The following is a 24,485-nucleotide window of genomic DNA, read 5'->3' as shown; positions in this document are numbered from 1 at the left end:
ATGGACAAGCCCCGGATCCTGGCTGATTCCGCGCTCGATTCCGCCCGCTTCGGCATCAAGGTGGTGCGGGGCTGCGTCCCGGCGGGCACTGCCGAGCAGGAGGTCATCGACGAAGTCGAGGCCAGCGACGCCGAACTGATCATCCTGCGCACCGCCGCCGGCGACTCCGGCGCGATCGTCCAATTGCAACGCGGTGGGTGGCCCGTGATCCACGCGGACACCCTGGTCTACTACGGCATCGACCTGACGACCCTCGCGCGCAGGCCCTTGCCCCCGGGAGTGCGGCTGGCCACCACTGTCGATCGCGACGCCATCCGGGAAATAGCCGAGCGCAGCTTCACCGGCTACCGTTCCCACTACGCCGCAAACCCGCTGCTGCCTGCGGACAAGGTCGTCGCCGGCTACGTCGAATGGGCAAACAGCCGGCTAGCGCCGGAAAACTCTGGTGGCTGCACTTGGGTGGTGACCGCTGAAGACCGGGTCGCTGGCTTCGCCACCTGCGACCTGCGTCCGGACCGGGGCGCGATCGAAATCGTGCTCAACGCGGTGCACCCGCGGTTTTCCCGCCGTGGGTTGTATGGGCGATTGCTCGAGGCCATCCTGCAGCACTACGCGGCGCACTCGTACCTGGAGCTTGGCGTCTCGACCCAACTGTGGAACTACACGGTGCAGCGCCAGTGGGCGCGCGCCGGACTGTCGCTGAAACGGGCCTTCGCCACCTATCACCTCGACCGCAGGCTGCGCCTGCCATGACATCCGCCGCCGCGCCCCGGCACCGCCGACGAGTGAACATGGCAAAAGCATCCGAAGACGGCTCGGTGTCCCGGGAGCTTGGGCGGCAGAAACACAGGCGATTCGGCGGCGCCGTTCCGGCCATCTTCCGCGCGGGCCTCCGGACCATGGGAAACCACGATGGGCCGGCAAACGTCACCCAGGCTGGCTCAAGACGACCTTGCCGCCGCGTGCCTGGTCTCTGCCGCCGACGCTCCTAGCCCCGCAGGTAATCAAACAAGCTCATCGCTTGCACTTTCGCAAACGTCTGTTGCGAGGCTTGCAGGGCGGTGGACTGCAGCACGAGCTTGCTGATGGCGCTGGCCATGTCGGTGTCCTGCACGCCGGAGAGGGTGGTCTGGTAGGTGAGGGTGAGGTCGCTGTAGGTGGTTTTTTGCTGGCTGATGCGGTTCAGGCGGCCGCCAACGTCGGTCTGGGTGGAGAGCACGCTGTGTTGCGCCTGGTCGATGGATTCGAGCTGGCGGCTGATCTGGTTGCTGCGCGCGGTGTCGGAAAGCGTGCTGTTCTGCAGGCTGTTGATGAGGTTGGTCAGGGTGCTGAACACGTCCTGGGTCTGGCCGCTCTTGACGCTCACGCTGTCGCCGGCGGCGGGAGTGCCGCTGAGGGCAAGCGAGATGCCGTTGAAGCTGATGCTGCCGCCGTCCCGATAGGCGCCGGTGGCGATGGTGCCGCTGGCATCGGTGGCCGTCCAGTTGCCGGCGCCGTCGAAACTCACCTGGTAATTCGCCGGGCCGCCGGCGGTGGCGGCTTGCCATGCGCTGCCGTCGATGACGCTGGTGCTGCCTACCAGGAGAGTACCGGTGTTGGCGGCACCGGCGCTGACAACGAACGAACCGTTGCCGGCGGGGACGTGCATGAAGAGGTTCGCGCCGGCGTCGCTGTCGGGCAGGCGCAGGCCGTTGCCGATCTGGCTCATCTGATTGCTGGCATTGCCGACGTAACTGACGCTGCCGTCGCTGGCCGTCACGAACGGGGTGTTGGTGGTGGCGGTGCCGGCAAACAGCGCGTTGCCGTTGGCGTCGGTGGTGTTGGCCAGTTGCACCAGCTGTGCGCGAATCTGCGTGAGCTGGGTGGCCATGTCGTTGCGGTCGGCGTTGGAGAGCGTGCCGTTGACGCCCTGCAGCGTCATCGCGCGCACCTGGTCGAGCAGGCCGTTGAACGAGGTAAGCGTGTTGGCCTCGGTGGACAGCCGCGCGTTGGCGTTGTCGATGTTGCTGCTGTATTGCGCCGTGCTGGCGATGATGTGGTTGAGCGACACCGCCTGGGCGGCGCCGGCCGGGTCGTCGGAGGCGAGATCGATGCGCCGCCCGCTGGTCACCGCGTTTTGCGTGGTGGCCAGTGCGGATTGCGCGCTGAGCATGCTGGAGAGCGACTGCTGGAACATCCAGCTGGTGGACAAGCGGATCATGGGCGGCGCTCCCTCAGGCCCTGATCGCGGCGATCAGGCTGGTGAACACGGTCTGCGCGGCGGCGATCACCTGCGCCGACGCCTGGTAGGACTGCTGGTACTTCACGAGGTTGGCGGCCTCCTCGTCGAGATTGACGCCGGCCGCGCTCTGTTGCGCGCTCTTCGCCTGATTGAGCAGCCCGGTCTGGGTGGCCAGATCATTGGCGGCCATGCTGCCGGCCAGCCCGATCTGGTTGGTGAGCGCGCCGTACGCACCCACGACGGAAACCGTGCCGCCGTTCAGCACTCCGGCATTGGCGAGGTTGCCCAGATCCAGCGCGTTGGTGTTGTCGTTGAGCCCGGCGCTGTTCCGGCCGACGGCAAACGTGTCGCCGCTGGCCGGCGTGCCGGTGAGCATGAGGCTCCAGCCATTGGCGCTGATCGGCTGCCCCGGCGTGAAGGCCTGGCTGGCACCGCCGTTCACGCTGTAGGTGTTGCCGGCACCGAAGGTGATGGTGGCCGCAGTGAACAGCGCCGGGTTGGCGCTGTCGGCGACGGTGACCGAACCCACGCCGGCCTGGCCGGTGTTGGTGCTGCCCGGCGTGGCGGCCAGCGCCGCGGCGGCGGCGATTTTTGCCGGATCGCTGGTGGCCATCGCCAACCCGCTGGCGGCGTCCTGCGTGGGCCGGATCTCGAAGCTGTCGCCCACTTGGGCGCTGCCGGAGACGGTGAGAGTCAGGCCTTCGGCGCTGAACGTGCCATCCGGGTTGGCGGTGAGCGGCACGCTGCGCCCGCCGGTGGTGGCCAGTGCCCAGCCGTTGGTGGACGGTGGCGTGTTGCTGCCGGTACGGGTCAGCAGGTAGTTGTCGGTGGTGAGCTTGCCGATGTCGCTCACCTGGGCGGCAATGGTCGCCGTGCCCTGGTTGCCCTTGAACATCGCCACGCTGGGGTACGGCACGATGAACAGCGGCTGGCCCTGCGCGCCGGTCAGGTCGAGACCCTTGGCCTGTTGCGCGTTGACCCCCTGCGCGACCGCGAGCACAGCGCGCCCGAGCTGGTTTTGCGCAGCATCCAGGGTATTGCTGCGGTAGCTCAGCAGCGCGCCGAGCGCGCCGCCGGACAGCTGCGAGCTGATGTCGTGCCCGCTCGGGTCGAGCACCACGGTGCTGCTGGCATCGAACGCGCTGGTGCCGGTTTGCAGGCCATATGCGTGGTTGCCGGATACCAGCACCTGGCCGGAGGTGCTGTAGATGCTGATGCTGCCGTCCGGCTGCGGCGTCGCCGCAATGCCGGTCTGCCCGGCCAGCTGCTGGATCAGGCTGTCGCGCTGATCGAGCAGTGCGTTGGGCTGCGAGCTGCCGGCCTGCGCGATCTGGTCGTTGAGCGCGGCAATCTGCCGGGTGGCGGAGTTGATCCCGGTCACGGTGTCGCTGATCCGGCTGTTGATCTGCGCGCGCTGCTGGTCGAGCTGCTGGCCAAAGGTGTTGAACGCCATCACCAGCGTCTGCGCGTTGCCGATCGCCGCTTGCCGCGCGGAAGGGTCCTGCGGCGCGTTGGCCACGGCGTTGAAGCCGCCGTAGAAACTGTCCAGCGCGGTCTGCAGGTTGCCGCTGTTCTTGAGAAAGCCGTTGAGCGCGGTGGTGAGGTCGTTGGTGGTGCTGGCGGCCTGCGCGGTGCCGGATGCGGTCCACAGCGACTGGGTCAGGAACTGGTTGTAGGCGCGCTGCACCGCGATCACGTCCACGCCGGCGCCGGTGGTGAACCGGCCCATGTTCTGGCCGACCCGGTCCGCCTGCACCGTGCTCTGGCGGCTGTAACCGTCGGTGCTGGCGTTGGCGATGTTGTTGCTGGTGGCTTGCAGGCCCATCTGGGCGGCATTGAGCCCCGAAACACCGATGCTGAACAAACTGGCCATGGCTGCGCTTTCCGGGAATCAGTCAGTTATTCGACGGGTTTGGCGCATTCTTGAGCGTCGCCAGCGCTTCGCGCATTTGCGGGCTGGCGGCGATGGCTGCCACCTTGGCCGCGTAGGACGGATCCGTGGCGTAACCGCCGCGCACCAAGGCCTGCGCAAAGCCGCGCACGTCGTCACCGTGGCCACGCACGCCGGCGTAGCGGGGGTCGTTGCCGAGCAGGTTGGCATAATCCTTGAACGACTGTGCCGGGGAGTCATAAGCCCGGAATTGCGCGCGTTTGCGCACCGCCACGCCGTTTTCGTACTCCAGCGTGGGCACGCTCACCTTGCGCCCGTCCCAACTGCTGCCGGCCTTGATGCCGAACAGGTTGAAGCTGGCGCCGCCGTTGGCGCCGCGCGGCATGCGCTTGCCCCAGCCGGTTTCCAGCGCCGCCTGCGCCAGCACGCTGCGCACCGACACGCCAAGCTGCCGCGCCGCCGCCTGCGCATACGGCGCCAATGCGGCAACAAATTCGTTGGCATCCTGCGGCACCCATTGCGCCGCGCTGCGGCCCACGGCACGGCCAGCGTCGATCAGCGCGGCCAGCCGCTGCTGAAACGCCTCGGCGGTGGCCGGCAACTGGCTGGGGTCGCCGATGCCGGCGTCTGCCGCGCCGCCAACCACGGCACTGTCAGTGCCGCCGAGCGCGCCGATATACGCCCCGGTGCCCGAGCCCGGTTTCACCCCACCGCCAAGCTGGCGCACCAGCATTTGCGCAATGCCCAGCCCCTTGCCGTTTTGCGCCAGGCTCACCGCCAGCTGCTGGTCGAACAGGTCGCGATACGCCTTGCCGGCGTCGCTGTCGCCCATGCCGGCGCCAAAGCTGTCGGACGCCGCGCGCATCGACTTCAGCATCATCTGGGTGAACAGCGCCTCGAACTGCTTGGCCACGGCGGGCAGCGCGGCGTTGCCATTGCGCTGGGCTTCCGCGCGCAGCTGATCGAACCCGGACAGGTTGGTCCAGGTGTCCAGCGACGCATTGGCGGCAAGCCCGAGGTCGGCCATGTCAGATCACCACCAGCTCGGCGTGCAGCGCGCCGGCACGCTTGAGCGCCTGCAGGATGGAAACCAGATCGCTCGGCGAAGCGCCCACCTGGTTTACCGCACGCACGATGGTATCGAGGCTGACGCCGGGGCCGAACTTGAACATGTGGCCGCCGCCCTCGCTCACCTGCACATTGCTGGATGGCACCACTGCGGTCTGCCCGCCGCTGAACGGCGCCGGCTGGCTGACCAGCGGCTGCTCGCCAATGGTGACCTGGATCGCGCCTTGCGCCACCGCGGCGGCCGACACGCGCACATCAGAGCCGATCACGACGGTGCCGGTGCGCGAGTTCACCACCACGCGCGCCGGCGGTGCGCCAGGGGCCACGTCAATGCTTTGGATCGCGCCGAGCCAGGCAACTTTCTGGGTGGGGTCCTGCGGCACGCGCACCGCCACCGTGCCGCCATCCACCGCATGCGCGGTGCCGGTGCCATAGGTGCGGTTGATCGCGCCGACGATGCGCGACGCGGTGGTGAAATCCGGCGTGTTGAGATTCAGGTGCAGCTCGTCGGCACCGGCAAACGCGGAGGGCACGGCGCGTTCCACCGTGGCGCCGTTGGGGATGCGGCCGCTGGCGGAGATGTTCTTCTGCACGCTCGACCCGCTCTTGCCCGAGGCGCTGATGCCGCCCACGATCACGCTGCCCTGCGCGATCGCGTAAACGTTGCCGTCCGCGCCGCGCAGCGGCGCCATCAGGAGTTCGCCGCCACGGATGCTCTTGGCATTGCCGATGGAAGCCACGGTGACGTCGATCGCCTGGCCGGGTTTGGCAAACGGCGGCAGCTCGGCGGTGATCGTGACTGCCGCCGCGTTCTTGAGTTGCGGGCGCACGTTCGGCGGCACGTTCACGCCAAACTGCTCCAGCATGTTTTCCAGGCTTTGCGTGGTGAATGGCGCCTGCGTGGTCTGGTCGCCCGAGCCGTCCAGTCCCACGACCAGGCCGTAGCCAATCAACTGGTTGGTGCGCACGCCGCCAATCGAGGTCAGGTCGCCGATGCGATCGGCGCGGGCGGGGGCTGGCGCGGCCAGCAACACGGCCAGCGCGAAAACGCCGAGCGCCGAGCCGAGGGCGCGCCGTACGGCACCCCGCCAGCCCGCCCCCTCACCCCAACCCTCTCCCCGGCGGGGAGAGGGGGCAAAGGTGCCGAGCGGGGTCGTCACGACGTGCAATACCGGGGGACGGGTCATTTCGGCTGCGTGGATGTTCATGGTCAAAACGGCATCCACTTGGAGTTGAAGAAGCGCGACAGCCAGCCCTGGGTGTTGGAGTCGGCGAGCGAGCCGCGGCCGGTGTAGGCAATGCGCGCATCGGCCACGCGGGTGGAAGGCACGGTGTTGTTCGGACCGATGTCCTGCGGGCGCACGATGCCGGCGATCCGGATCTGCTCCTGGCCCTGGTTGATGGTGAGCAGCTTTTCGCCGCGCACCAGCAGATTGCCGTTGGCCAGGCGCTGGGCGACGGTGACGGTGATGTTGCCGGTGAGCTGGTTGCTCTGGCTGCTGGAGCCGCCACCGTCGAAGTTGCGCGCGGCATCGGTGCCGACCAGTGCCTTGTTGTAGGTGTGGCCAAGCAGGCTGGGCGCGCCGATCTTGTTCTTGTCGGTCTTGCTGGTGCTGGTATTGGCCTTCTTGACGGCTTGCGTGTTCTCCACCAGCACGATGGTGAGGATGTCGCCGGTGCGGTGCGCACGCGGGTCGGCGAACAGTTCCATGTTCTGCGCGTCGTGGTAGATCGCGCCGTCGGCGACCGGCGCCACCGGCGCCACCGGCGCGGTCGCGGCCCATTCGGCATCATCGTGCCGGGGCTGCAACCCGGCGCAGCCGGCAAGCACGGCCAGGGCGAGCGCCGCGGCAAGGCGGGTAAAAAGCGTGGAAACGTGCACGGCGGCGTGCCTCAGGTCTTGTTGGTGATGGTTTGCAACATGTTGTCGGCGGCGCTGATCGACTTGGAGTTCATCTCGTAGGTGCGCTGGGTCTGGATCATGTCCACCATCGCCTCGACGATGTTGACGTTGGACGACTCCAGCGCCCCCTGCAGCAAGGTGCCCATGCCGTTCAGTCCAGCCTGCCCGGTTTGCGGCGAACCGCTGGAAGCGGTTTCCAGATACAGGTTCTGGCCCATCGACTGCAGCCCGGCGGGGTTGATGAAATCCGCCAGTTGGATATTGCCCACCTGCTGCGGCGCGGCCTGGCCGGGGAGCTTGGCGCCGACCGTGCCGTCGGTACCGATGGTGATCGACTGCGCGCCTTGCGGCAGGGTGATCGCCGGCTCGATCGGGTAGCCGTCGGCGGTGACGATCTGGCCGTTCTGATCCTGGTGCAGCGAGCCGTCGCGGGTGTACGCGGTGCTGCCGTCGGGCATCGTCACCTGGATGAAGCCACGGCCCTGGATGGCCACGTCCAGTGCGTTGCCGGTCTGGCTGATGGCGCCTTGGGTGAACAGCTTTTCGTTCGCCACCATGCGCACGCCGGTGCCCATCAAAAGGCCCGACGGCGACTGCGTCTGCTCGGTGGTTTGCGCGCCGGGCTGGCCGAGGTTCTGGTACATCAGATCCTGGAACGCGGGGCGCGAGGATTTGTAGCCGGTGGTGTTGGCGTTGGCGAGGTTGTTGGAAATGGCGTCCAGCCGCGTCTGCTGCGCGTCGAGGCCGGTCTTGGCAATCCACAGCGAGGAAAACATGGTTCGGCTCCGCTAGGTATCAGTTGGCCTGCAGCAATTTCATGCTGGCGTCGGCGTTGTCTTCGGCGGTCTTGATCGAACGCACCTGCATCTCGTACTGGCGCGACAGGGCGATCATCTGCACCAGCTCCGTCGAAGGGTTGACGTTGCTTCCTTCAAGCATTTGCGGTGCCAACTGCACCGCGGGGTCGGCATCGGCAGCCGCCCCGCCGGCCAAGTGCATCAGGCTGTCGGTGCCTTTGCTGAGCGTGGCCGGATCGGGATCGACCAGCTTGATGCGGTCGATCTGGGTCAGCGTGTTCGGTCCCTGGCCGAGCGGCACGGTGGAGATGGTGCCGTCGTTGCCGATCACGATCTGCGCACTGTCGGGGATGGTGACCGGCCCGCCGTTGCCGATCACCGGGTTGCCGGCGCCATCCGTCAACATGCCGTCGGCGGTGAGCTGCAGATCGCCGGCGCGGGTATAGGCCTCGCTGCCGTCCGGCGCCTGCACCGCGATCCAGCCCGGCCCGCGCACCGCCACGTCGAGCGGCCGCCCGGTGTGCTGCATCACGCCCTGGCGATCGTCGCGGCCAATGCCCTGCGCCACCGCGTTGATCCGCGTGGGGCTGCCGGGGCCAAGCACCGGCAGGCTGCGGAACGCGTCCATTTCGCTCTTGAACCCGGTGGTGGAGGCGTTCGCGAGGTTGTGGCTGACCACGTCCTGCGCGCGCATCACCTGGGTGGCGCCGGTCATCGCGAGGTAGAGGGAGTGATCCACGGCGGCTTACCTCGACTTAGCGCGATACCGCGTTGAACAGCGTGGAGGTGAGCGTGTTGTCGGTACCCAGCACCTGTGCGTTGGCCTGGTAGTCGCGCTGCGCCTTGATCATGTCCACCAGCTGCTCGGTGGTGTCCGAGGTGTTGGACTCCTCCAGCGAGCCGGACTGGATGGTGCCGTACTGGCCGCTGGCCGCAGTGCCCATCACCGCGGTGCCCGATTCGGTGCTCCCCATCCAGCTGGCGGCGCCCAGCTGGCGCAGGCCCTGCAGGTTCTGGAAATTCGCCATCGCCAGCTGGCCGAGCTTGCTGCTTTGCCCGTTGGAGTAATTGGCGGTGACGATGCCGGCGCTGTCGATGTCGATCGAGGACAGCGCGCCGGCCGTATAGCCGTCCTGGCTGATGGTGCCGGCGGCATAGCCGGTGCCGTACTGCGTGGTCTTGGCAAAATTGACCGACAGCGTCTGCGGGTTGGAGCCGTTGGCGTAATTGAGCGGGTTGAAGGTGACGACGCCGCTGGCCGGCGTGGCCAGCCCGCCGGTGGCGTTGAATGTGAGCGCCTGGGTGCCGGCGCTTTGGCCGTCCACATACAGGTTCACATTCCACTGGTTGGAGCCGGTCTTGACGTAATACGTGGTGGCTTGATGCGAGGAGCCCAGGCTGTCGTACACGGTGAACGTGGCCGACTGGTTGAACGTGGCGGGGTTGGTGGTATCGAACGGCAACACCGGCGCCGTGGCGTCGGCCGGCAGGTTGGACGACACCACCGCCGTGCCGCTCGGCTTGGCGGTGCTTTGCGCGGTGACCAGGTTCAGGTCGGTCAGGGTGCTGGTATCGAAGGTGTTGCTGGTATTGCTGTACGGGTAGATCTGCAGCGCGTCGTGGTCCTGGTTGATGACATTGCCCGCCGGGTCCTGGTGGAACGCGCCAGCACGGGTGTAGGCGTAGCCGTTGCCGGTGTTCACCACGAAAAACCCGTTGCCGCTGATGGCCAGGTCGAGGCTGTTGCCGGTGGTCTGGATATCCCCCTGCGCAAACTGCTGGGCGACGTCGGTCATGCGCGTGCCGCTGCCCACGGTAGTCGCGCCAAGGTTGATGCCGGTGTAGGCGTAGATATCCGCGAACTCCGCGCGCGAACCCTTGAAGCCGGTGGTGTTGGCGTTGGCGATGTTGTTGGCGATCACGTTGAGATCGGACTGGGCACCCTTGATGCCGCTGAGCGCTTGATTGAGAGCCATGGATGAATCCTCGGTTGCGGTGGCGTGCGATCAGTTGATCTGCGCGATGGAGGTGAGCGGCACGCCGCCCACGCCGTTGACTTGCACGTAGGTGCCCACTTTGGCGCCGCCGTAACCAACGCCGGTCACGGTGCCGCTGACGTAGGTGGTGAGCGCGTTGCCCTTGGGGTCGGCGGCAGCGATGCCGTACTGCCCTGGCGGCAACGGGTTGCCGTTGGCATCCATGCCATCCCAGCTGAAGCGGGCCAGCCCGGCCTGCTGCGGGCCGAGGTCGAGCGTGCGCACGACCTTGCCGGCCCCGTTGGTGATGACCACCTGCGCATTGGCGGTGGCGTCGCTCACGCCGACCGAGCCGGCGATGGCGCTGCCCGCATAGCTCAGCGTGCTGGACGGCACCAGCACGTGGCGCCCCACCAGCCCGACCGAGCCCAGCACCTGCGAGGACTGCATCGAGCTGGCCACCTGGCTGGACAGGCTGTTGACGCTGGTGTTGAGGTCCTGCGTGGCCGCCAGCTGGCTGAACTGCGCCAGCTGCGACACGAACTGGGTGTTGTCCATCGGCTTGGTCGGGTCCTGCGTCTGCAGCTGCGTGGTCAGGAGCTTCAGGAAATCCGCTTGGCTCATGCTGTTGCCAAGCGCTGCGTTGACGCCGGAAGCAGCCGATGCCGGGGCGGCACCAATGGCATTGGTAGTCATCGCATCACCTCTCACTTGCCGAGATTCAGGGTCTGCAACAGCAACTGCTTGGCGCTGTTCATGACCTCGACGTTGTTCTGGTAGGAGCGCGACGCGGAGATCATGTTGACCAGCTCGTCGACCGGGTTGACGTTGGAGCCGTACACGTAGCCTTGGGCGTTTGCCAGCGGGTTGCCCGGCTCGTACCGCGCCGGCACATCGGCCTGGCTCTCGCTGACGCCAAGCACCTGCACGCCTTGGGCGGCGGCGCCGTCCGCAGCGCTGCCGAGCGACTGGCGATGGATCGCGGCAAACACCGGCTCGCGGGCGCGGTAGGCACCCTGCGGCGTGGTCGCCACGCTTTCCGCGTTGGCGAGGTTGCTGGCCACCGTGTTGAGCCGCAGCGATTGCGCGGCCATGCCGGTGCCGGCCACGTTGAAAATGGAATACAGCGACATCAGCCCTGCCCTCCGGTGATGGCGGTGCGCAGCATGCTGATCTGCGCGGTAATGAAGGAAAGGCTGGCCTGGTAATGCACCGTGTTGCCGGCAAAATCGGCCTGCTCCACCTGCGTGTCGACGGTGTTGCCATCCATCGTCGGCTGGCTGGGCACGCGGTATTCAAGCGGTGCCTGCCCCGGCGCGGCGCCTTGGCCATTGCCGATTTGTCCGGTATCCGGCGTCGCCAACGGCAGGTTGCCGCCGGCCGTGCCGCCCGCCGCCTGGAGCGCCTTGCGAAAATCCACATCGCGCGCAAGAAAGCCGGGGGTGTCGGCGTTGGCAAGATTGTTGGCCAGCACGTCCGCCCGGCGCTGCCAAAGCGCCAGCGCCTGGGTGTGGATGCCAAACAGGTTTTCAGGCAATGCGCTCATCTCGACTCCGCGTGCAGTGGCTGCACGAAAGTCAAAGGCAAGTTGCATGCCACGGGCCGCGAACCGTTGCGGCGCATGGGCCGGGCGCCATTTCGCCCGGGCCCCGCACAAGCCGCGCATGGCCGGAGTCGGATTGTTGACGCGGTCAACCCGCGCGTCGCATCCCCGTCAGGCCTTGGCCGATTCGGCCGGCAACAGTTCAAACACCGCCTGCGCCAAAAGGTCGGGCTGGAACTTGGCAACAAACGCGTCGGCCTTCACCTCTTTCACCATCGAGGTGTTGAAGCCGCCGGAGAGCGAGCTGTGCAGCACCACCTTGAGCGCGCGCAGTTGCGCATCCTCGCGGATGGCGCGGGTCAGTGCGTAGCCGTCCAAACGCGGCATTTCGATATCGGACACCACCAGCTTCACGCCTTCGGCCGGGTTGCCCTCTGCCAGCTGGTGCAGCTTTGCCAGCGCCTCCTCGCCGTCCTTCGCCACGATGCACTCGATGTTCATCTGCTTGAACAGCGCCACCAGCCGCCGGCGCGCCACCAGTGAGTCGTCCGCCACCAGCACCCGCCGCGGCGTCATCGCGCGCGCCTCGGCCAGCCGCTGCATCTGCAGCGACAGGTCGGCCGGCGCCGAATCGATGCCGGCCAGCACTTGCTCCACATCCACCACCGCCAGCAGCGCGCCATCCACGCGGGTCACCGCGTTGACCTTGTTGCCAAACCCGAGTGCAGTCGGCGGCGCCGCCATCTGCCCGCCATCGACCTGCACCATGCGCTGCAGGTCGGCCACCAGGAACCCCTGCACGCTGCCGCTGAACTCGGTCACCATCAAATGCGCCGAATCCACCTCGCGCAGCGGCGGGTAGCCGAGCGCGGCGGCCAGGTCGATCACCGGGATGGTCTGCCCGCGATAGTCGCAACTGCCGGCCAGCAGCGCGTGCACGCCCAGCATGCGTTCCAGCGGCGGCCGCCGCATTACCTCGCGCACCTTGAACACGTTGATGCCGAACAACTGCGCATCGCCCAGCCGGAACAGCAGCATCGCCACGCGATTGTGTCCGGCCAGCCGCGTGTGTTGCTCGACGCGTTCCAGCAGCGAGTTGCCCATGAATTCCACCTTGGTCTGCGCAGGCGCCGGCGTGGCGCCACGCGGACGCTATCGGCCACGCCGCCGGGTGCTTGAGCATCGCCGGCCGCACGCTCCGGCGTCGCGCACTACAAGGGGAATCGGGAATCGCGATGGCGCGGGCACGAGGGTGGATGTGGGTCGGGATTCATCCCGACGGGCTGTTGGCTGGAATGGTGGGTATCTCTGCGGTCGACGCAGCATCAAAGCGGTTTCGTGCCGCTGGCGCGGCACGAAACCGCTCTGAAGCCACAGCTATCGCGGACGCCCAACCAGGCATGCGGCCATTCCGCCAGAAGCCCGGCCCACAGGGGGCACGGCGCAAGACGCACCTAGCCTTTCGGCGCCGCACCCATCGCCCAACCACACCACGCCCCCACTGGCATGCGGCTTGCTTTCTCAAGCTTCATGAAATTCGGACGATGCAGTGACGGCAAGCGCACCGTGCGCCATAACCCAAGGTGATGTTCAGCCCATGAGTCTGATCTGGAACCCGCATCTCGCGGCCCTCGTGGAGGCCGCGGCGGCCGGTCGCGAGGCCGAGGTCGCCAGCCTGCGGCGCCGATATCCGCGCGCCGCGCAGGTCTTGGCGCCGCTCCTGGCGCGCGTCGCCGCGCGCCCGCCGGCGGCGGTGGCGCTGCAATGCATCGAGCAGCAAAGCCTGGTGCTGGGGGCCGTGCAGCGGTTGGCCGGCGAGCAGGGTGCACTCGACAAGGCGGCCACCGAGAGTCGCGCCAGCGTCGACCACTTGACGGCGGGCAGCGCCGGGATCTCGACGGCACTGGCCGAGGTGGACGCGCAGTTGGCGGCCGCCAGCACCGCCGGTGAAGCCGGCACCGCGTCGGTGGCGGAGCTGGATGGCCAGCTGCGCCTGTTGCGCAGCGCGCTGGCGGCGATGAACCGCAACCAGAGCAAGCTGGCCGAGCAAGTCGAACAGATCCGCAAGCTCACCGCGACAGTGCAGGAGATCGCGCACCAGACCAACCTGGTGGCACTGAACGCCGCGATCGAGGCCGCGCGCGCCGGCGAAGCCGGGCGCGGGTTTGCGGTGGTGGCCGACGAGGTGAAGCAACTGGCGGAAAAAACCGCCGATGCCACGGCGGAGATCGAGAACGTCACCAGCTCGATCGGCGACTTCTCCACCCAATTGAACGGCGACGTGCAGCACGGGCTGGCCCAGCTCGAACGCGCGCAGACCGGCGCCGCGCAGTCGAGCGCCACACTTGGCGCCGGCAGCAGCGCCCTGTCCGCAACACGCGAGCGCATGCACCAGTTGGTGCAGAGCCACGACGCCCAACACGCACGCGCCACCGCTGCACAATCGGTGCTGGGTGCCTTGCAGCGTCGCGGCAACGAAGCGCAGCGCCAGGCCGAAGCATTGCAACGCGCGGCCCTGCTTTCGCAACGGCTGGGCCTGGACTGGCTGGAAAGCCTGAGCGGCAACGACCCGGCCAGCTTGAGCCTGACCGTGCGCGAAAGCGCCAGCAATCTGAGCCAATCTGCGACTGCGGCGTTGGCCGAGCCGGCTGCGCTCGACCGCCGCTGGTTCGACACCCACGCGATCCGGCGTAGTGTGGAGCGCCTGGTGGCCCTGCACTCGCAACACGCAGCCAGCGCCGCGCTGGGCGCCACCGGCACCGAGTTGTGCGCGCAAGGCGAGCGCTTTGTCACCCTGCTTGGCAACGGCGAAACCGGCCCGGCGGGCGAAGCCTTGCGACAGATCGAAACCGGCCGCGATGCGCTGATTGCGCAACTTGGCAGCCTGCTGGCCGACGCATGAGTGCTTGCCGTGCCCGCATCGGTTTGCGCCAGCCATGCATCTGGCTGGCCCTTGCCGTGCTGGGCATCGGCACGCCCATCGGCGCACACGCCACCGCGCGCAGTGCCGCCGAGCAAGCGGTGCGCGCCTACTTCGGTACGCCCGGTGCCCGCGTCGTGGCGCAGGCCGCCGCGCTCAACCCGCGCCTGCGCCTCGCGCCCTGTGGCGTGCCGTTGACCGCCAAGGTACCCGATGGCGTGCGCGCGATGCCGCAAGTCAGCGTGCCAGTCAGTTGTCGACAAACGCCACAAGGCTGGACGATCCGGGTGCCGGTGCACCTGCAGGTCTTTCGCCAGGTGCTGGTGACCACCCACGCCCTGCGGCGCGGCGACGGCATCCACGCCGACGATGTGCGCAGCGAGGAACGCGACGTGGCGCGCCTCGGCTACGGCTATCTCGACCAACCGGATCAGCTCGCCGACCGGACGTTGGCGCGCGCGCTGCCCGCCGGCAGCGTGCTGACCCCGGCCGCACTCGGCGGGCGCACCATGGTGCGCGCCGGCGACCGCGTGCAGATGGTGGCGCAACTTGGCGATATCGTCGTGCGCGCCGACGGCGTTGCCCTGGGCAGCGGCGACAATGGCACACGACTGCGCGTGCGCAACGGCAGTTCGGGCACCATTGTCGACGGCGTCGTCAGCGGCCCGGGCGTGGTACGGACACTTCCCTGAACTGTGACGAACATCACAAGGCAGGGCCTCTAAAGTTTCCTGCTCGACTGCCGTAAAAGGTCACACAGGGGCTTCACCCAGCGAGTACACATGATGAGCGCGACCATCTCCAACAACGGTTTGCCACCGCAGCTTCCGCAGGTTTCCGGCAACCCGGGCAGCGGTGGTGCGGCCGGGGCCGCCGGCACCGACGCCGGAACGGGTTCCGGTGCCGCCGCGGTGGGCCACGGCACCGATCAGGTCAAGCTGACCGACTCCGCGCGGGCATTGCAGCAAGCCGCCCGCCCGGACAACGGCAGCGCGATCGACACCAAACGGGTCGACCAGGTGCGCGCCGCGATTGCCAGCGGCAGCTACCAGATCAACCCCGGCAACATTGCCGACCGGCTGATTTCGCTGGACCACCAGCTCGGCGGTACGGGCAAGGCATGAACACCGCGCTGGCGCAGGAGTTCGCGACCGCGCTGGACGCCATCCTGGGCGAAATGCGCGGTGGTCTGGCCCAGCTCGGCAGCGTATTGACCGCCGAACGGGTGGCCCTGCACGACGGCGACACCGAGGCCATCGACCAGACCGGCGCGCGCAAGCAGGCGTTGATGCAGCAGCTTGAAGCCCTCGATGCCGAGCGCCAGCAATTTGCCCGCGAACAACCGCAAGTCGCAGCCAGCCGCAACCCGGCCTGGCGCGAGCTGGTGACCGCGCTGCAGCAGTGCCAGGAGCAAAACCTGCGCAACGGCAACCTTGCCAGCCAGCGTTTGCGCGCCGTGCGCCAGGCATTGGCGATCCTCACCGGCGGCGACGACAACGGCAACGGCCTGTACGACAGCGGCGGCGGGCTGCGCGGCGGCATCATGCGTTCGCGCCCGCTGGCTGCCGCCTGATGCCTTTGCCCTGAGCCACGGCGCTGTCCGCGCGCGTGATCCCCGCGCTGCGCGGATGGTCGGCAGTTTTCCCTCGCCCTGTCCCGCGATGCCGGATCGATCATGAACTCACCTGTTGCCTCCTCCCACGCCGACGCCTCCGCCGAGGCACCGATCTTTGCCGCCGCCAATGCACCGCTGCCGGTGCTGCGCGTGCCGCTGCTCGACCGCGAACGCCAGCTGTACGCCTACGAACTCCTGTTTCACCGCGACGGCGGCGACGACCAGGCCCTGCTGCAAGGCGTGCTCGGCGCCATCACTGACGGCGCACTGACCCGGCTGGTGCGCGGCAACCGCGCGTTTCTCAACCTGCCGCTTGATCTGTTGCCGGTGGATGCCGACGTGCTGGCGCACCAGCCGCGCCTGGGCGTGGTGCTGCAGCCGGAGGTGGCCGAAGACCCCGGCGTGATGATGCGCATCGAACAGATGGCGCAGCGCGGTTGCCAATTCCTGCTCGACCTGGGCTCGCTCGACCCCAACGCCACCCACACCCTGGGCGTGCTGCTGCAGCAGGTGCAGCTGGTGCGCCTGGATGCGGCCAGGCTGGCGCCCGAGGTACTGGCCGGCCGCGCACGCGACCTGCACCAGCGTGGTCTGCACGTGGTGGCCGGACAAGTGAACGACCATGCGATTTTCGATCGCTGCGCCGCGTTGCCATTCGAGGCGGTGCAGGGCCGTTACCTTCTGGTGCCGCAACCGGTTGCGGTGCCGGTGCTGACCGCCAACCGCTTGAGCATGCTGCGCCTGATGGGCGCGCTGCACGAATCCAACCCTGGCCCGGTCGAGCTGGGCAAGATCGTCCGCGACGACGCAGTGCTGAGCTACAAGCTGCTCTCGTGCGTCAATTCCGCCTACTTTGCACTGCCGCGCCAGCTCAAATCGGTGCAGCAGGCGGCGATCTTCTTTGGCGTTTCACGCATGCGCAACTGGGTCGACACCATGGCCATGTGCAGCATGGATGATCGCCCGCCAGAGCTCCTGCGCGCGGCGCTGATCCGCGCGCACATGTGCGAGGGCCTGGCCAAGGCCACGGCGCAGGGTGATCCAGAAATGGCGTTCACCGTCGGCCTGTTCTCGCTGCTCGACGTGTTGATGTGCGCACCGATGGAATACCTCCTGACCCAGCTGCGTCTGGCGCCCGAAATCAACGATGCGCTGACCGGCCGCGGCGGCTCGTTCGCGGCGGTGCTCAAGCAGATCCTCGCGTGGGAGGCCGGCGAGCTCACCAAGCTCGAGGTCACCCCGCAGCGGATCGAGAAACTCGCGGCGCTTTATCTCGGCGCCACCCAGTGGGCCGATCAGGTGTACGCCGGCGCCAGCGGCAAGAAGGTGCAATAAGCCCGACGGGCCGGGATTCGGGAAAGCATCCGCTGGCCGGGTGGCGTTGCTTGGCTGCGGGGAGCAAAGTCTCCACCCCGCGATTCCCCCGCTCCTCTTCGGGGAGAGGGCTGGGGCGAGGGGCCGGGCCGGTCTCGACTCCCGCTGGACAAGCTCCAACCGGTGGCGCCACGCGGAGCCGAGCGCCCCGGCCGAGCGATGCCGCCGCCCGCAAGCGGCCCAGTCAGCGCTTGGGCCGGGCGCTGCGCAGCGGTGCAGTGGAACCGCGCACCACCAGCTCCGGGCTGAAGCCCTGCCCGGACAGATCCAGCGGCTCACCGTTGGCTTCGTGCTGCAGGTTGCGAATGAGCCGGTACGCCGCCGCGTGCGCGATCTCCTCGGTGGCCTGGCGCGCGGTGGTCAACGCCGGCCACGATTGCTTGGAAAACGGACTGTCCTCGAAGCCGGCAATCGACAGCTCCCATGGCACGCTGATGCCGCTCGAATGCGCGGCAGCGAGCACGCCGGCGGCAATCTCGTCGTTGGAGCCGAAGATGGCCGTCGGCCGGTTCGCCAGCGCCAAGAGCTTGCGTGCGCCGCGAAAACCATCGTCGAACGAGTAATCGCCCGGCAGCACCAGCTCGCGGTCGAGCGCGATGCCGTAATCCTTCAGGGCATCCTCGTAGCCCTGGTAGCGCTCCGGGCTGGAACGATGGTCGCGCCCGCCCCACAAAAAACCAATGCGCGTATGCCCGAGCTGGATCAGGTGCTCGGTGATCGCATACGCCGCGTCGCGGTCGTCCACGTACACGCACGGGTAGCCGTCGCCCGGGTCTTCGCGCGCCGAAATGATGCGCATGAAGTGCAGCTTCGCCGCCGCCAGGCGCTCGATCAACGCCGCCTGCTCGGACATCGGTGGCGCCAGCACCAGCCCCGCCAGCCGCGCGTGCGCCGCCAGGGCAATCAGCTCATCGGCCAGCTTGGGCGAGGTCGAATCGCACGGGTGGATCTGCAGCACATAGCCCTGCTCGCGGCAGGCAGCCAGCACGCCGCTTTGCATGCTGATGATGTAGTGCGGGTTGGGGTTGTCGTAGACGAGCCCGAGCGCGTACGCGCGGGTGCTGCGCAGGCTGCGCGCGGAAGGGTCGGGCTGGTAGCCCAGGGCGTCGATCGCACGCTGCACCTTTTCCCGCGTGAGCACATGTACCGAGGGCTCGTTGTTGATGACCCGCGAGACGGTCTTCAGCGAAACGCCCGCCTGCTCAGCGACATCCTTGATGGTGGTGCTGCGCAAGCGGATACCCTCAAATCGCCATGGAAATGCTGGCTGGAACGGCCACGCGTGCGCGGCCGGCGTCATGCGCGGAAAGCATAACGCGAGTGCCGCGCCGGCACGCCATCGGCACGCTCACGCGGCGCCGTGCTGGCCGATGCGGTGGCCACGCATGCCGTAAAACAGGATGTACAGGTAGCACGGCACCATCAGCACCGCGAACGCGAGCTGGAAGTCGATGACCTCCTTGAGGTGCACAAACGCCTGCGGGATCAGCGCACCGCCGCAAATGCCCATCACCAGCAGCGCCGAACCGGCCTCCGTATGTCGCCCCAGCCCCTTGATCGCGAGCGGGAAAATCGCCGGCCACATCATCGCGTTGGCAAACCCGAGCGCGGCGACAAAGCCCACCGACAGGTAGCCGGTCGTCACCAGCGCGCCCAGCGCAAACAGCACGCCGAGCACCGCGGACACCGCGAGGTAACGCTGCTGCGACACGAAGCGCGGGATCAGCACCAGGCCGGCGACGTAGCCCACCAGCATCGCCCCGAGGGTGAACGAGGTGAAGAACTTGGTCTGGTCCAGCGGCAGGCCGAAACCGGCGCCGTAGGTACCGATCGCATCCCCGGCCATCACCTCCGCACCCACGTACAAGAACAGGCACAGCACGCCGAGCCACAAATGCGGAAAGCTGAAAATGCTGCGCCCGGAGTGGCCGATTGCGTGCTCGTCGTTCGCCCCGGAGGGTTTGATTTCCGGCAACCCGGAGCGCAGCACCCAGATGCCGAGCAGCACCAGCACGCCCGCCATCACCAGGTACGGCGTGTGGATCTTCGCCGCAAACGCATTGAGCAGGCCAGCGCGCGCCGCCGGCGCCGCCGCGGTGACCTGCGCATCGAGGTCGCCGATGCCGTGCAGCACCAGCGCGCCGATCAGGATCGGCGCCGTGATGCCGGCGAGCTTGTTGCAGATGCCCATGAACGACATCCGCTGGGCCGCGCTTTCGATCGGGCCGAGAATGCTCACGTATGGGTTGGAGGCGGTCTGCAGCAGCGACAGGCCCGCGCCGATCGCGAACAACCCCGAGAGCGCGCCGGCAAACTCGCGCCGCGTCGCAAATTCGGCAAACACGAACGCGCCCAGCGCCATCACGAATAGCCCCAGCGCCATGCCCTTTTTCATGCCAATCCGCCGCAGCAGCGCCGACGCCGGCAGCGAGAACACGAAATAGGAGATGTAGAACGCGAACGGCACCAGGAACGCGTAGGTGTCCGGCAGCTGGAACGCCAGCTTGACGAACGTGATCAGCGGCCCGTTGAGCCAGGTGAAGAAGCCGAAGATGAAAAACAGCACCCCGATGACGATCATCGGCCCGATGTAGGCGCGTTCGGATGGCGCAGCCGCCTGCGTGCTAACCATGAAACCTCTCCCCAATCTGATGACGGTACGGTCGAGCGCGAACCAGCGGCCACCACGCGGCGGTCGAAGTGCCCTTTATTGGCCGCAACGTACAACGTTGTCAACTGGTGCCCCTGAACCACTTGCCATCTCCCCCGCACGGGCACCCCCCGGCAACTGTCGCCGGCCCGAGGTCAAACCTGGCCCGGTAACGCCCGATCCCGGCGGCGCGACGGCCCCGCGCACAAGTGCTGCTTGCCGTCGTGATGCAAGGTACTCCCCGTCGTCTGAAAACGATGACCGTGGCTTGGCGTGGCCACCCACGCGCCCCACGAGTCCAAGGTACGCCATGCCGCCCGGACCCGACCGGCAACGCCTCGCGCCGCGCCACAAGGCAGTCTCGTCACCAACGCTTGACAACGTTGTCTTATACTGGTCAGACTCCGCCCAGTCTCGTCTGCCGACCATTTTGCGCTGCGCGCAGTTGCCGGTGGATGACCTTTCGCGTCAGGGGATGTCTTCGTGGTCGAGCTCGCCAGCCAAAACCGCGCCAGTCACCGCCCGTCATCGGCCCCTGCGCCGGATGCCGCGGTGGCCGGCAACGAGCCGTTCCTGGCCACCGACGTGGGCGGCACGCATGCGCGGGTGGCGCTGGTGGTGGGCACGCCCAGCGGCAACCAGCCGGTCAGCGTGCTGCATTACCGCCGGTATCAGTGCGCCGACTGGGACAACCTCGGCGCCGTACTGCGCCATTTCCTCGACGAGCTGCCCGCCGCCGGTTTCGGCCCGGCACGTGCACATATCCGCTGCGGCGTCATCGCCAGCGCCGGCGTGCTGATGGACGACACCATCGTCAACGAAAACCTGCCCTGGCCGGTCGCGGTCGGCGCCCTGCGCGAAGGCCTCGGCCTCACCCAGCTCAAGGTCATCAACGATTTCGAAGCCGTGGCCTGGGCCGCGCAGTTCCTGCGCGACAACGACACCCTGCCGGTGATCGATGCTGTCCGTTCGGCGGCCCGCGGCCCGGTGCTGGTGATGGGCCCCGGCACCGGCCTCGGCTCGGCCGTGCTGCTGCCGCGCGCCGGCCATGCCCAGGTACTGGCGACCGAGGCCGGCCAGATTTCTCTGGCGCCGGGCACCGCGCGCGAGATCGAGATCCTGCGCATCCTGGCCCGCGGCCGCACCCACGTTTCGTTTGAAGACGCGCTCTCCGGCCCCGGCCTGCGCAACATCTACCACGCCCTGTGCGAGCTCAACGACGTTCCCATCACCCTGATGACGCCGGCCGAGATCACCAGCGCGGCGCTTGCCGGCCACGACGCCACCGCGGCGGAAACCCTGGCGGTTTTCTGTGGCCTCCTGGGCAGCTTCGTCGGCGACCTCGCCATGCTTTACGGCGCCAGCGGCGGCGTTTTTCTGGCCGGCGGCATCCTGCCGCAAATCCACACCTACCTGCGCGCCAGCCAGTTTGCCGAGCGCTTTCTCGACAAGGGCGCCATGCGCGCCTTTCTGCAAAAGATTCCCGTACGACTGATCGAACACGGCCAGCTCGGCGTCATCGGCGCCGCCGGCTGGTTTCTCAACGAGCGGCCGGAAAAGGGGAATGTCCCGCTGCTCTAGCGCCACCGCGCCGTGCCCCGTCCACCAACCGTGTACCGCTGCACCCAACCGGATCGACCCAACCTCTGAGGGGAGGACACCATGAACCAACGCAAGACTCTGCTGGCCACCAGTGTCGTCGTCGGCCTGTGCCTGTCCGTCGGCGCCTTCGCGCAGACGCAGGACAACAGCACCACCACCAAGCCGGCCAACAAGGATCAGGCCAAGACCTTGTCGACGGTGACCGTCACCGGCATCCGCGCCTCGCAGGAGAAGGCGCTCGACATCAAGCGCGACGCCAACTCCAACATCGAAGTGGTCACCGCCGAAGACGTCGGCAAACTGCCGGCACACAACGTGGCCGACACCCTGCGCTCCCTTCCCGGCGTCAACATCAGCTCCTCCAGCGCCCAGGAAGGCGGCTTCGACGAAGCCGACCGCGTCAGCCTGCGCGGCACCAGCCCCAGCCTCACCCAGACGCTCATCAACGGCCACGGCGTCGGCTCGGCCGACTGGTTCGTGCTGAGCCAAGGCAACACCGTGGGCCGCAGCGTGAGCTACACCCTGCTGCCGTCCGAGATCGTCAGCCGCGTGGAAGTGCACAAGTCCTCCGAAGCGCGCTTCCAGGACGGCGGCACCACCGGCAACGTGGACATCATCACCCGCAAGCCGCTGGACTTCGACAAGCAGGTCACCGCCAGCGCCAGCATCGGCGGCGTGTACTCCAGCACCGCGTCCAAGACCGACCCGCAGTTCTCGGGCCTGTTCAACTGGAAGAACGACGACGGCTCATTCGGCGTCCTGGCCCAGGTGTTCTCCGAGAAGCGCCATCTGCAGCGCGAGGCGCAAGAGCTCCCCAGCGGCTTCTTCCAGATCGACCCCACCTCGTCCGTGGCGCTGGCTCATCCCGACCTCGCCAACGTATGGGCGCCCTCGCTGCTCGGCTCCACGCTGTTCACCCAGACCCGCAAGCGCACCGGCGGCCTGCTGGAAGCCCAGTTCCGTCCAAACAACGACCTGACCCTGGGCCTGAGCGGCTTCTACTCCAAGCTCGACGCCAACAACTACAACCGCAACTACATGTTGTGGGGCGGGAATATCCTGAACGACGGGACCAACCCCGACGGCACCCTGAAGCCAGGTCAGGCCCCCAACCCTGGATACACTGTGCAGAACGGCATCCTCGCGAACGCCAAGTTTGCGCCACAGGCCGGCCGCGATTACACCGTGTACGACATGATCGCGCGCGAGTCCCAGGCGAAGACCTACTACTACACCGCAGATGCCGACTGGAATGCATCGGACAACCTGTCGGCCAAGTTCCAGGTCGGCACCACCAAGGGCACCGGCATCACGCCCAAACAGTTCATCGCCGAAGTCACCGCCAACAACGGCGGCGGCGCGAGCTGGGCTACCCACGGCAACGGCTCGCCGGTGGATTGGAACGTCGGTGGCAACGGCACCCCGTCCGGGGTGACCAGCCTCGGCACCTGGGGCGATCAACTCGTCAAGGCTAGCGACAAGGAAAACTGGTTGACTGCCGACTTCACGCAGTACGTTAACAGCGGCTGGGTGGATTCGTTCAACTACGGCATCCGCTACGCCAGGCACGATCGCTCCACCATCTCCCCGGAAGGCGCCAGCATCGGCGACCTTCAGGGTGCGCTTGCCGGTGCGGCCACCAGCAACTATCCGGGCAACTTTGCCCAGGGTATCGGCGGCCAATTCCCGCGCAATGTGTGGTTCTACACCCAGTCCGCCTTGGCCAATGCAGTCAATTCCGTCGCTACCTGGCTCTCAAACAATGACGGCCCGACGGGGCGCCACAACTACGGCGCCGAGTGGGCGGTGAACGAGAAGAACGCCGCCGCCTACTTCCAGGCCAACTTCCAGGGCGACAACTGGAGCGGCAATGCCGGCCTGCGCTACGTCAACATCGGCCAGAACATCGATACGTATGCCGCCACCACGATTGCCAATCCGGATGTGAGCAGTCTGTTCGGCGAGTGGAACCGCAAGCACTACAGCAACCACTATGGTCGCTTCCTGCCGAGCTTCAACCTGAAGTTCGACATGGGCGAGAACCTGCTCGCCCGCTTTGCGGTGTCGCAGACCCAGACCCTGCCGGACTACTCCTCGCTCGGCGCATCCGCATGGGGTTCGGATCTGACCCGGACTGGCGGCGGCGGCAACCCACACCTGAAGCCGGTGCTGTCAACCAACTTCGACGCCGGCTTGGAGTGGTACTTCATGCCACGCGGCTTGCTGGCCGCCAACGCGTTCTCCATGAACATGAAGAACTACGTGGCATTCGGCACCGAAGACCAGCAGCTGTTCAGCGAACTGACCCACAGGCTCGAAACCTACAAGGTTGCCGTGCCGCTGAATGCCGATGCCCGCCTGTCCGGCCTGGAGCTGACCTACAACCAGCCGATCGGCGAGTACTTCGGCGTCAACGCCAACTACACCTACGTGGACGGCTCCTCATCCTTCACTTGGGCCGATGGCACGCACAACCTGCTCGGCACCTCGAAGAACACCTACAACCTGGGTGCCTACTTCGAGAACGACATGTTCAATGCGCGCCTCGGCTACAGCTGGCGCTCGGCGTTCTTGATCGGCCTGCAGGGCGCGGTGCCTTACTACCAAGCGGCCTATGGCACGCTCAACGCATCGGTCAGCTACAAGGCCACACAATCGCTGAGCTTCAGCCTGGACGCGCTGAACCTCAACAACCCGACCATCAAGTACTACCAGAGCACCGCCATCCCGACCTCGTTCTACATGAACGGCCGGCAGTACTACTTGAACGCGCATTTGAAGTTCTGATCCAGCGCTGTACCGCGACAACCCGCAGGCCATGGATGGCCTGCACTCTCCCCGAGCGGGCCCGGTGTTTTCTTGCGGGCCCGTCTTTTTGCCCGGCAAGCGCGCGTGAGTGGCATGCTTGGCCGTCCTTGCTGGAGA

22 protein-coding genes are annotated in these 24,485 nt (G+C 67.3%); 8 read left to right on the top strand and 14 right to left on the bottom strand.

Translation table 11 applies throughout. The features are described 5' to 3' along the window. Positions 1–753: a GNAT family N-acetyltransferase gene (locus AC3WP6_RS00495; protein WP_492625845.1), complete on the top strand. Its 753-nt coding sequence runs from the start codon at positions 1–3 to the stop codon at positions 751–753. A 235-nt stretch (positions 754–988) separates the two neighbouring features. Here AC3WP6_RS00495 and flgL read toward each other — a convergent pair whose 3' ends face one another. The 12 genes from flgL to AC3WP6_RS00435 all read right to left on the bottom strand — a co-directional run bounded on the left by flgL (position 989) and on the right by AC3WP6_RS00435 (position 12,503). After that, on the bottom strand, positions 989–2,200 hold the full coding sequence (flgL, locus tag AC3WP6_RS00490; RefSeq protein WP_492625844.1) for a flagellar hook-associated protein FlgL: 1,212 nt from the start codon (positions 2,198–2,200) through the stop codon (positions 989–991). Between the two features lie 13 nt (positions 2,201–2,213). Next, positions 2,214–4,094 (bottom strand): flagellar hook-associated protein FlgK, encoded by a 1,881-nt coding sequence (gene flgK / locus AC3WP6_RS00485; RefSeq protein WP_492625843.1) that lies wholly within the window; start codon positions 4,092–4,094, stop codon positions 2,214–2,216. A gap of 22 nt (positions 4,095–4,116) precedes the next feature. Continuing rightward, a complete protein-coding gene (gene flgJ, locus AC3WP6_RS00480; RefSeq protein WP_492625842.1) occupies positions 4,117–5,139 on the bottom strand; it encodes a flagellar assembly peptidoglycan hydrolase FlgJ in 1,023 nt (340 codons plus the stop codon). Position 5,140: 1 nt separating this feature from the next. Continuing rightward, a complete protein-coding gene (locus AC3WP6_RS00475; protein ID WP_492625841.1) occupies positions 5,141–6,388 on the bottom strand; it encodes a flagellar basal body P-ring protein FlgI in 1,248 nt (415 codons plus the stop codon). A gap of 2 nt (positions 6,389–6,390) precedes the next feature. Beyond that, complete coding sequence (gene flgH / locus AC3WP6_RS00470; RefSeq protein ID WP_492625840.1) at positions 6,391–7,062, bottom strand: flagellar basal body L-ring protein FlgH; 672 nt, start codon at positions 7,060–7,062, stop codon at positions 6,391–6,393. Positions 7,063–7,073: 11 nt separating this feature from the next. Then, on the bottom strand, positions 7,074–7,859 hold the full coding sequence (gene flgG, locus AC3WP6_RS00465; protein WP_492625839.1) for a flagellar basal-body rod protein FlgG: 786 nt from the start codon (positions 7,857–7,859) through the stop codon (positions 7,074–7,076). A 19-nt stretch (positions 7,860–7,878) separates the two neighbouring features. Then, positions 7,879–8,619: a flagellar basal-body rod protein FlgF gene (gene flgF, locus AC3WP6_RS00460; RefSeq protein WP_492625838.1), complete on the bottom strand. Its 741-nt coding sequence runs from the start codon at positions 8,617–8,619 to the stop codon at positions 7,879–7,881. A 16-nt stretch (positions 8,620–8,635) separates the two neighbouring features. Further along, complete coding sequence (gene flgE, locus AC3WP6_RS00455) at positions 8,636–9,856, bottom strand: flagellar hook protein FlgE (protein ID WP_492625837.1); 1,221 nt, start codon at positions 9,854–9,856, stop codon at positions 8,636–8,638. A 30-nt stretch (positions 9,857–9,886) separates the two neighbouring features. Beyond that, on the bottom strand, positions 9,887–10,552 hold the full coding sequence (locus AC3WP6_RS00450) for a flagellar hook assembly protein FlgD (protein ID WP_492625836.1): 666 nt from the start codon (positions 10,550–10,552) through the stop codon (positions 9,887–9,889). 11 nt (positions 10,553–10,563) lie between these two features. Continuing rightward, positions 10,564–10,989: a flagellar basal body rod protein FlgC gene (gene flgC, locus AC3WP6_RS00445; protein WP_492625835.1), complete on the bottom strand. Its 426-nt coding sequence runs from the start codon at positions 10,987–10,989 to the stop codon at positions 10,564–10,566. Continuing rightward, positions 10,989–11,402 (bottom strand): flagellar basal body rod protein FlgB, encoded by a 414-nt coding sequence (flgB, locus tag AC3WP6_RS00440; protein WP_492625834.1) that lies wholly within the window; start codon positions 11,400–11,402, stop codon positions 10,989–10,991. Before flgB ends, flgC begins: the two co-directional genes overlap by 1 nt. 168 nt (positions 11,403–11,570) lie before the next feature. Further along, positions 11,571–12,503 carry a chemotaxis protein gene (locus AC3WP6_RS00435; RefSeq protein WP_492625833.1) on the bottom strand — a complete coding sequence of 311 codons (933 nt, stop codon included), beginning with the start codon at positions 12,501–12,503 and terminating at the stop codon, positions 11,571–11,573. Between the two features lie 493 nt (positions 12,504–12,996). On the opposite strand from AC3WP6_RS00435, the gene AC3WP6_RS00430 reads away from it, so the two are divergent. The 5 genes from AC3WP6_RS00430 (at position 12,997) to AC3WP6_RS00410 (ending at position 17,269) form a co-directional block, all read left to right on the top strand. Next, entirely contained in the window at positions 12,997–14,301 is a 1,305-nt protein-coding gene (locus tag AC3WP6_RS00430) for a methyl-accepting chemotaxis protein (protein ID WP_492625832.1), read from the top strand. Further along, positions 14,298–15,011, top strand: a complete 714-nt coding sequence (flgA, locus tag AC3WP6_RS00425; protein ID WP_492625831.1) for a flagellar basal body P-ring formation chaperone FlgA — start codon at positions 14,298–14,300, stop codon at positions 15,009–15,011. The genes AC3WP6_RS00430 and flgA overlap by 4 nt, the downstream gene beginning before the upstream one ends. 90 nt (positions 15,012–15,101) lie before the next feature. Further along, positions 15,102–15,443, top strand: coding sequence for a flagellar biosynthesis anti-sigma factor FlgM (flgM, locus tag AC3WP6_RS00420; protein WP_492625830.1), 342 nt, complete (start codon positions 15,102–15,104; stop codon positions 15,441–15,443). Then, positions 15,440–15,892 (top strand): flagella synthesis protein FlgN, encoded by a 453-nt coding sequence (locus tag AC3WP6_RS00415; protein ID WP_492625829.1) that lies wholly within the window; start codon positions 15,440–15,442, stop codon positions 15,890–15,892. Before flgM ends, AC3WP6_RS00415 begins: the two co-directional genes overlap by 4 nt. A gap of 102 nt (positions 15,893–15,994) precedes the next feature. Beyond that, entirely contained in the window at positions 15,995–17,269 is a 1,275-nt protein-coding gene (locus AC3WP6_RS00410; protein WP_492625828.1) for an EAL and HDOD domain-containing protein, read from the top strand. 223 nt (positions 17,270–17,492) lie between these two features. On the opposite strand, the gene AC3WP6_RS00405 is transcribed toward AC3WP6_RS00410, so the two are convergent. Continuing rightward, a complete protein-coding gene (locus AC3WP6_RS00405; RefSeq protein WP_492625827.1) occupies positions 17,493–18,542 on the bottom strand; it encodes a LacI family DNA-binding transcriptional regulator in 1,050 nt (349 codons plus the stop codon). A 114-nt stretch (positions 18,543–18,656) separates the two neighbouring features. After that, entirely contained in the window at positions 18,657–19,940 is a 1,284-nt protein-coding gene (locus tag AC3WP6_RS00400) for a sugar MFS transporter (RefSeq protein WP_492625826.1), read from the bottom strand. A gap of 501 nt (positions 19,941–20,441) precedes the next feature. On the opposite strand from AC3WP6_RS00400, the gene glk reads away from it, so the two are divergent. Further along, on the top strand, positions 20,442–21,539 hold the full coding sequence (gene glk, locus AC3WP6_RS00395; RefSeq protein WP_492625825.1) for a glucokinase: 1,098 nt from the start codon (positions 20,442–20,444) through the stop codon (positions 21,537–21,539). Positions 21,540–21,620: 81 nt separating this feature from the next. Beyond that, a complete protein-coding gene (locus AC3WP6_RS00390) occupies positions 21,621–24,347 on the top strand; it encodes a TonB-dependent receptor (protein WP_492625824.1) in 2,727 nt (908 codons plus the stop codon). The last annotated feature ends 138 nt before the right edge of the window (positions 24,348–24,485 follow it).

It is taken from the genome of Rhodanobacter sp. FW106-HT46G03, assembly GCF_058789895.1.
This window is presented reverse-complemented; position numbering and strand designations above follow the sequence as displayed.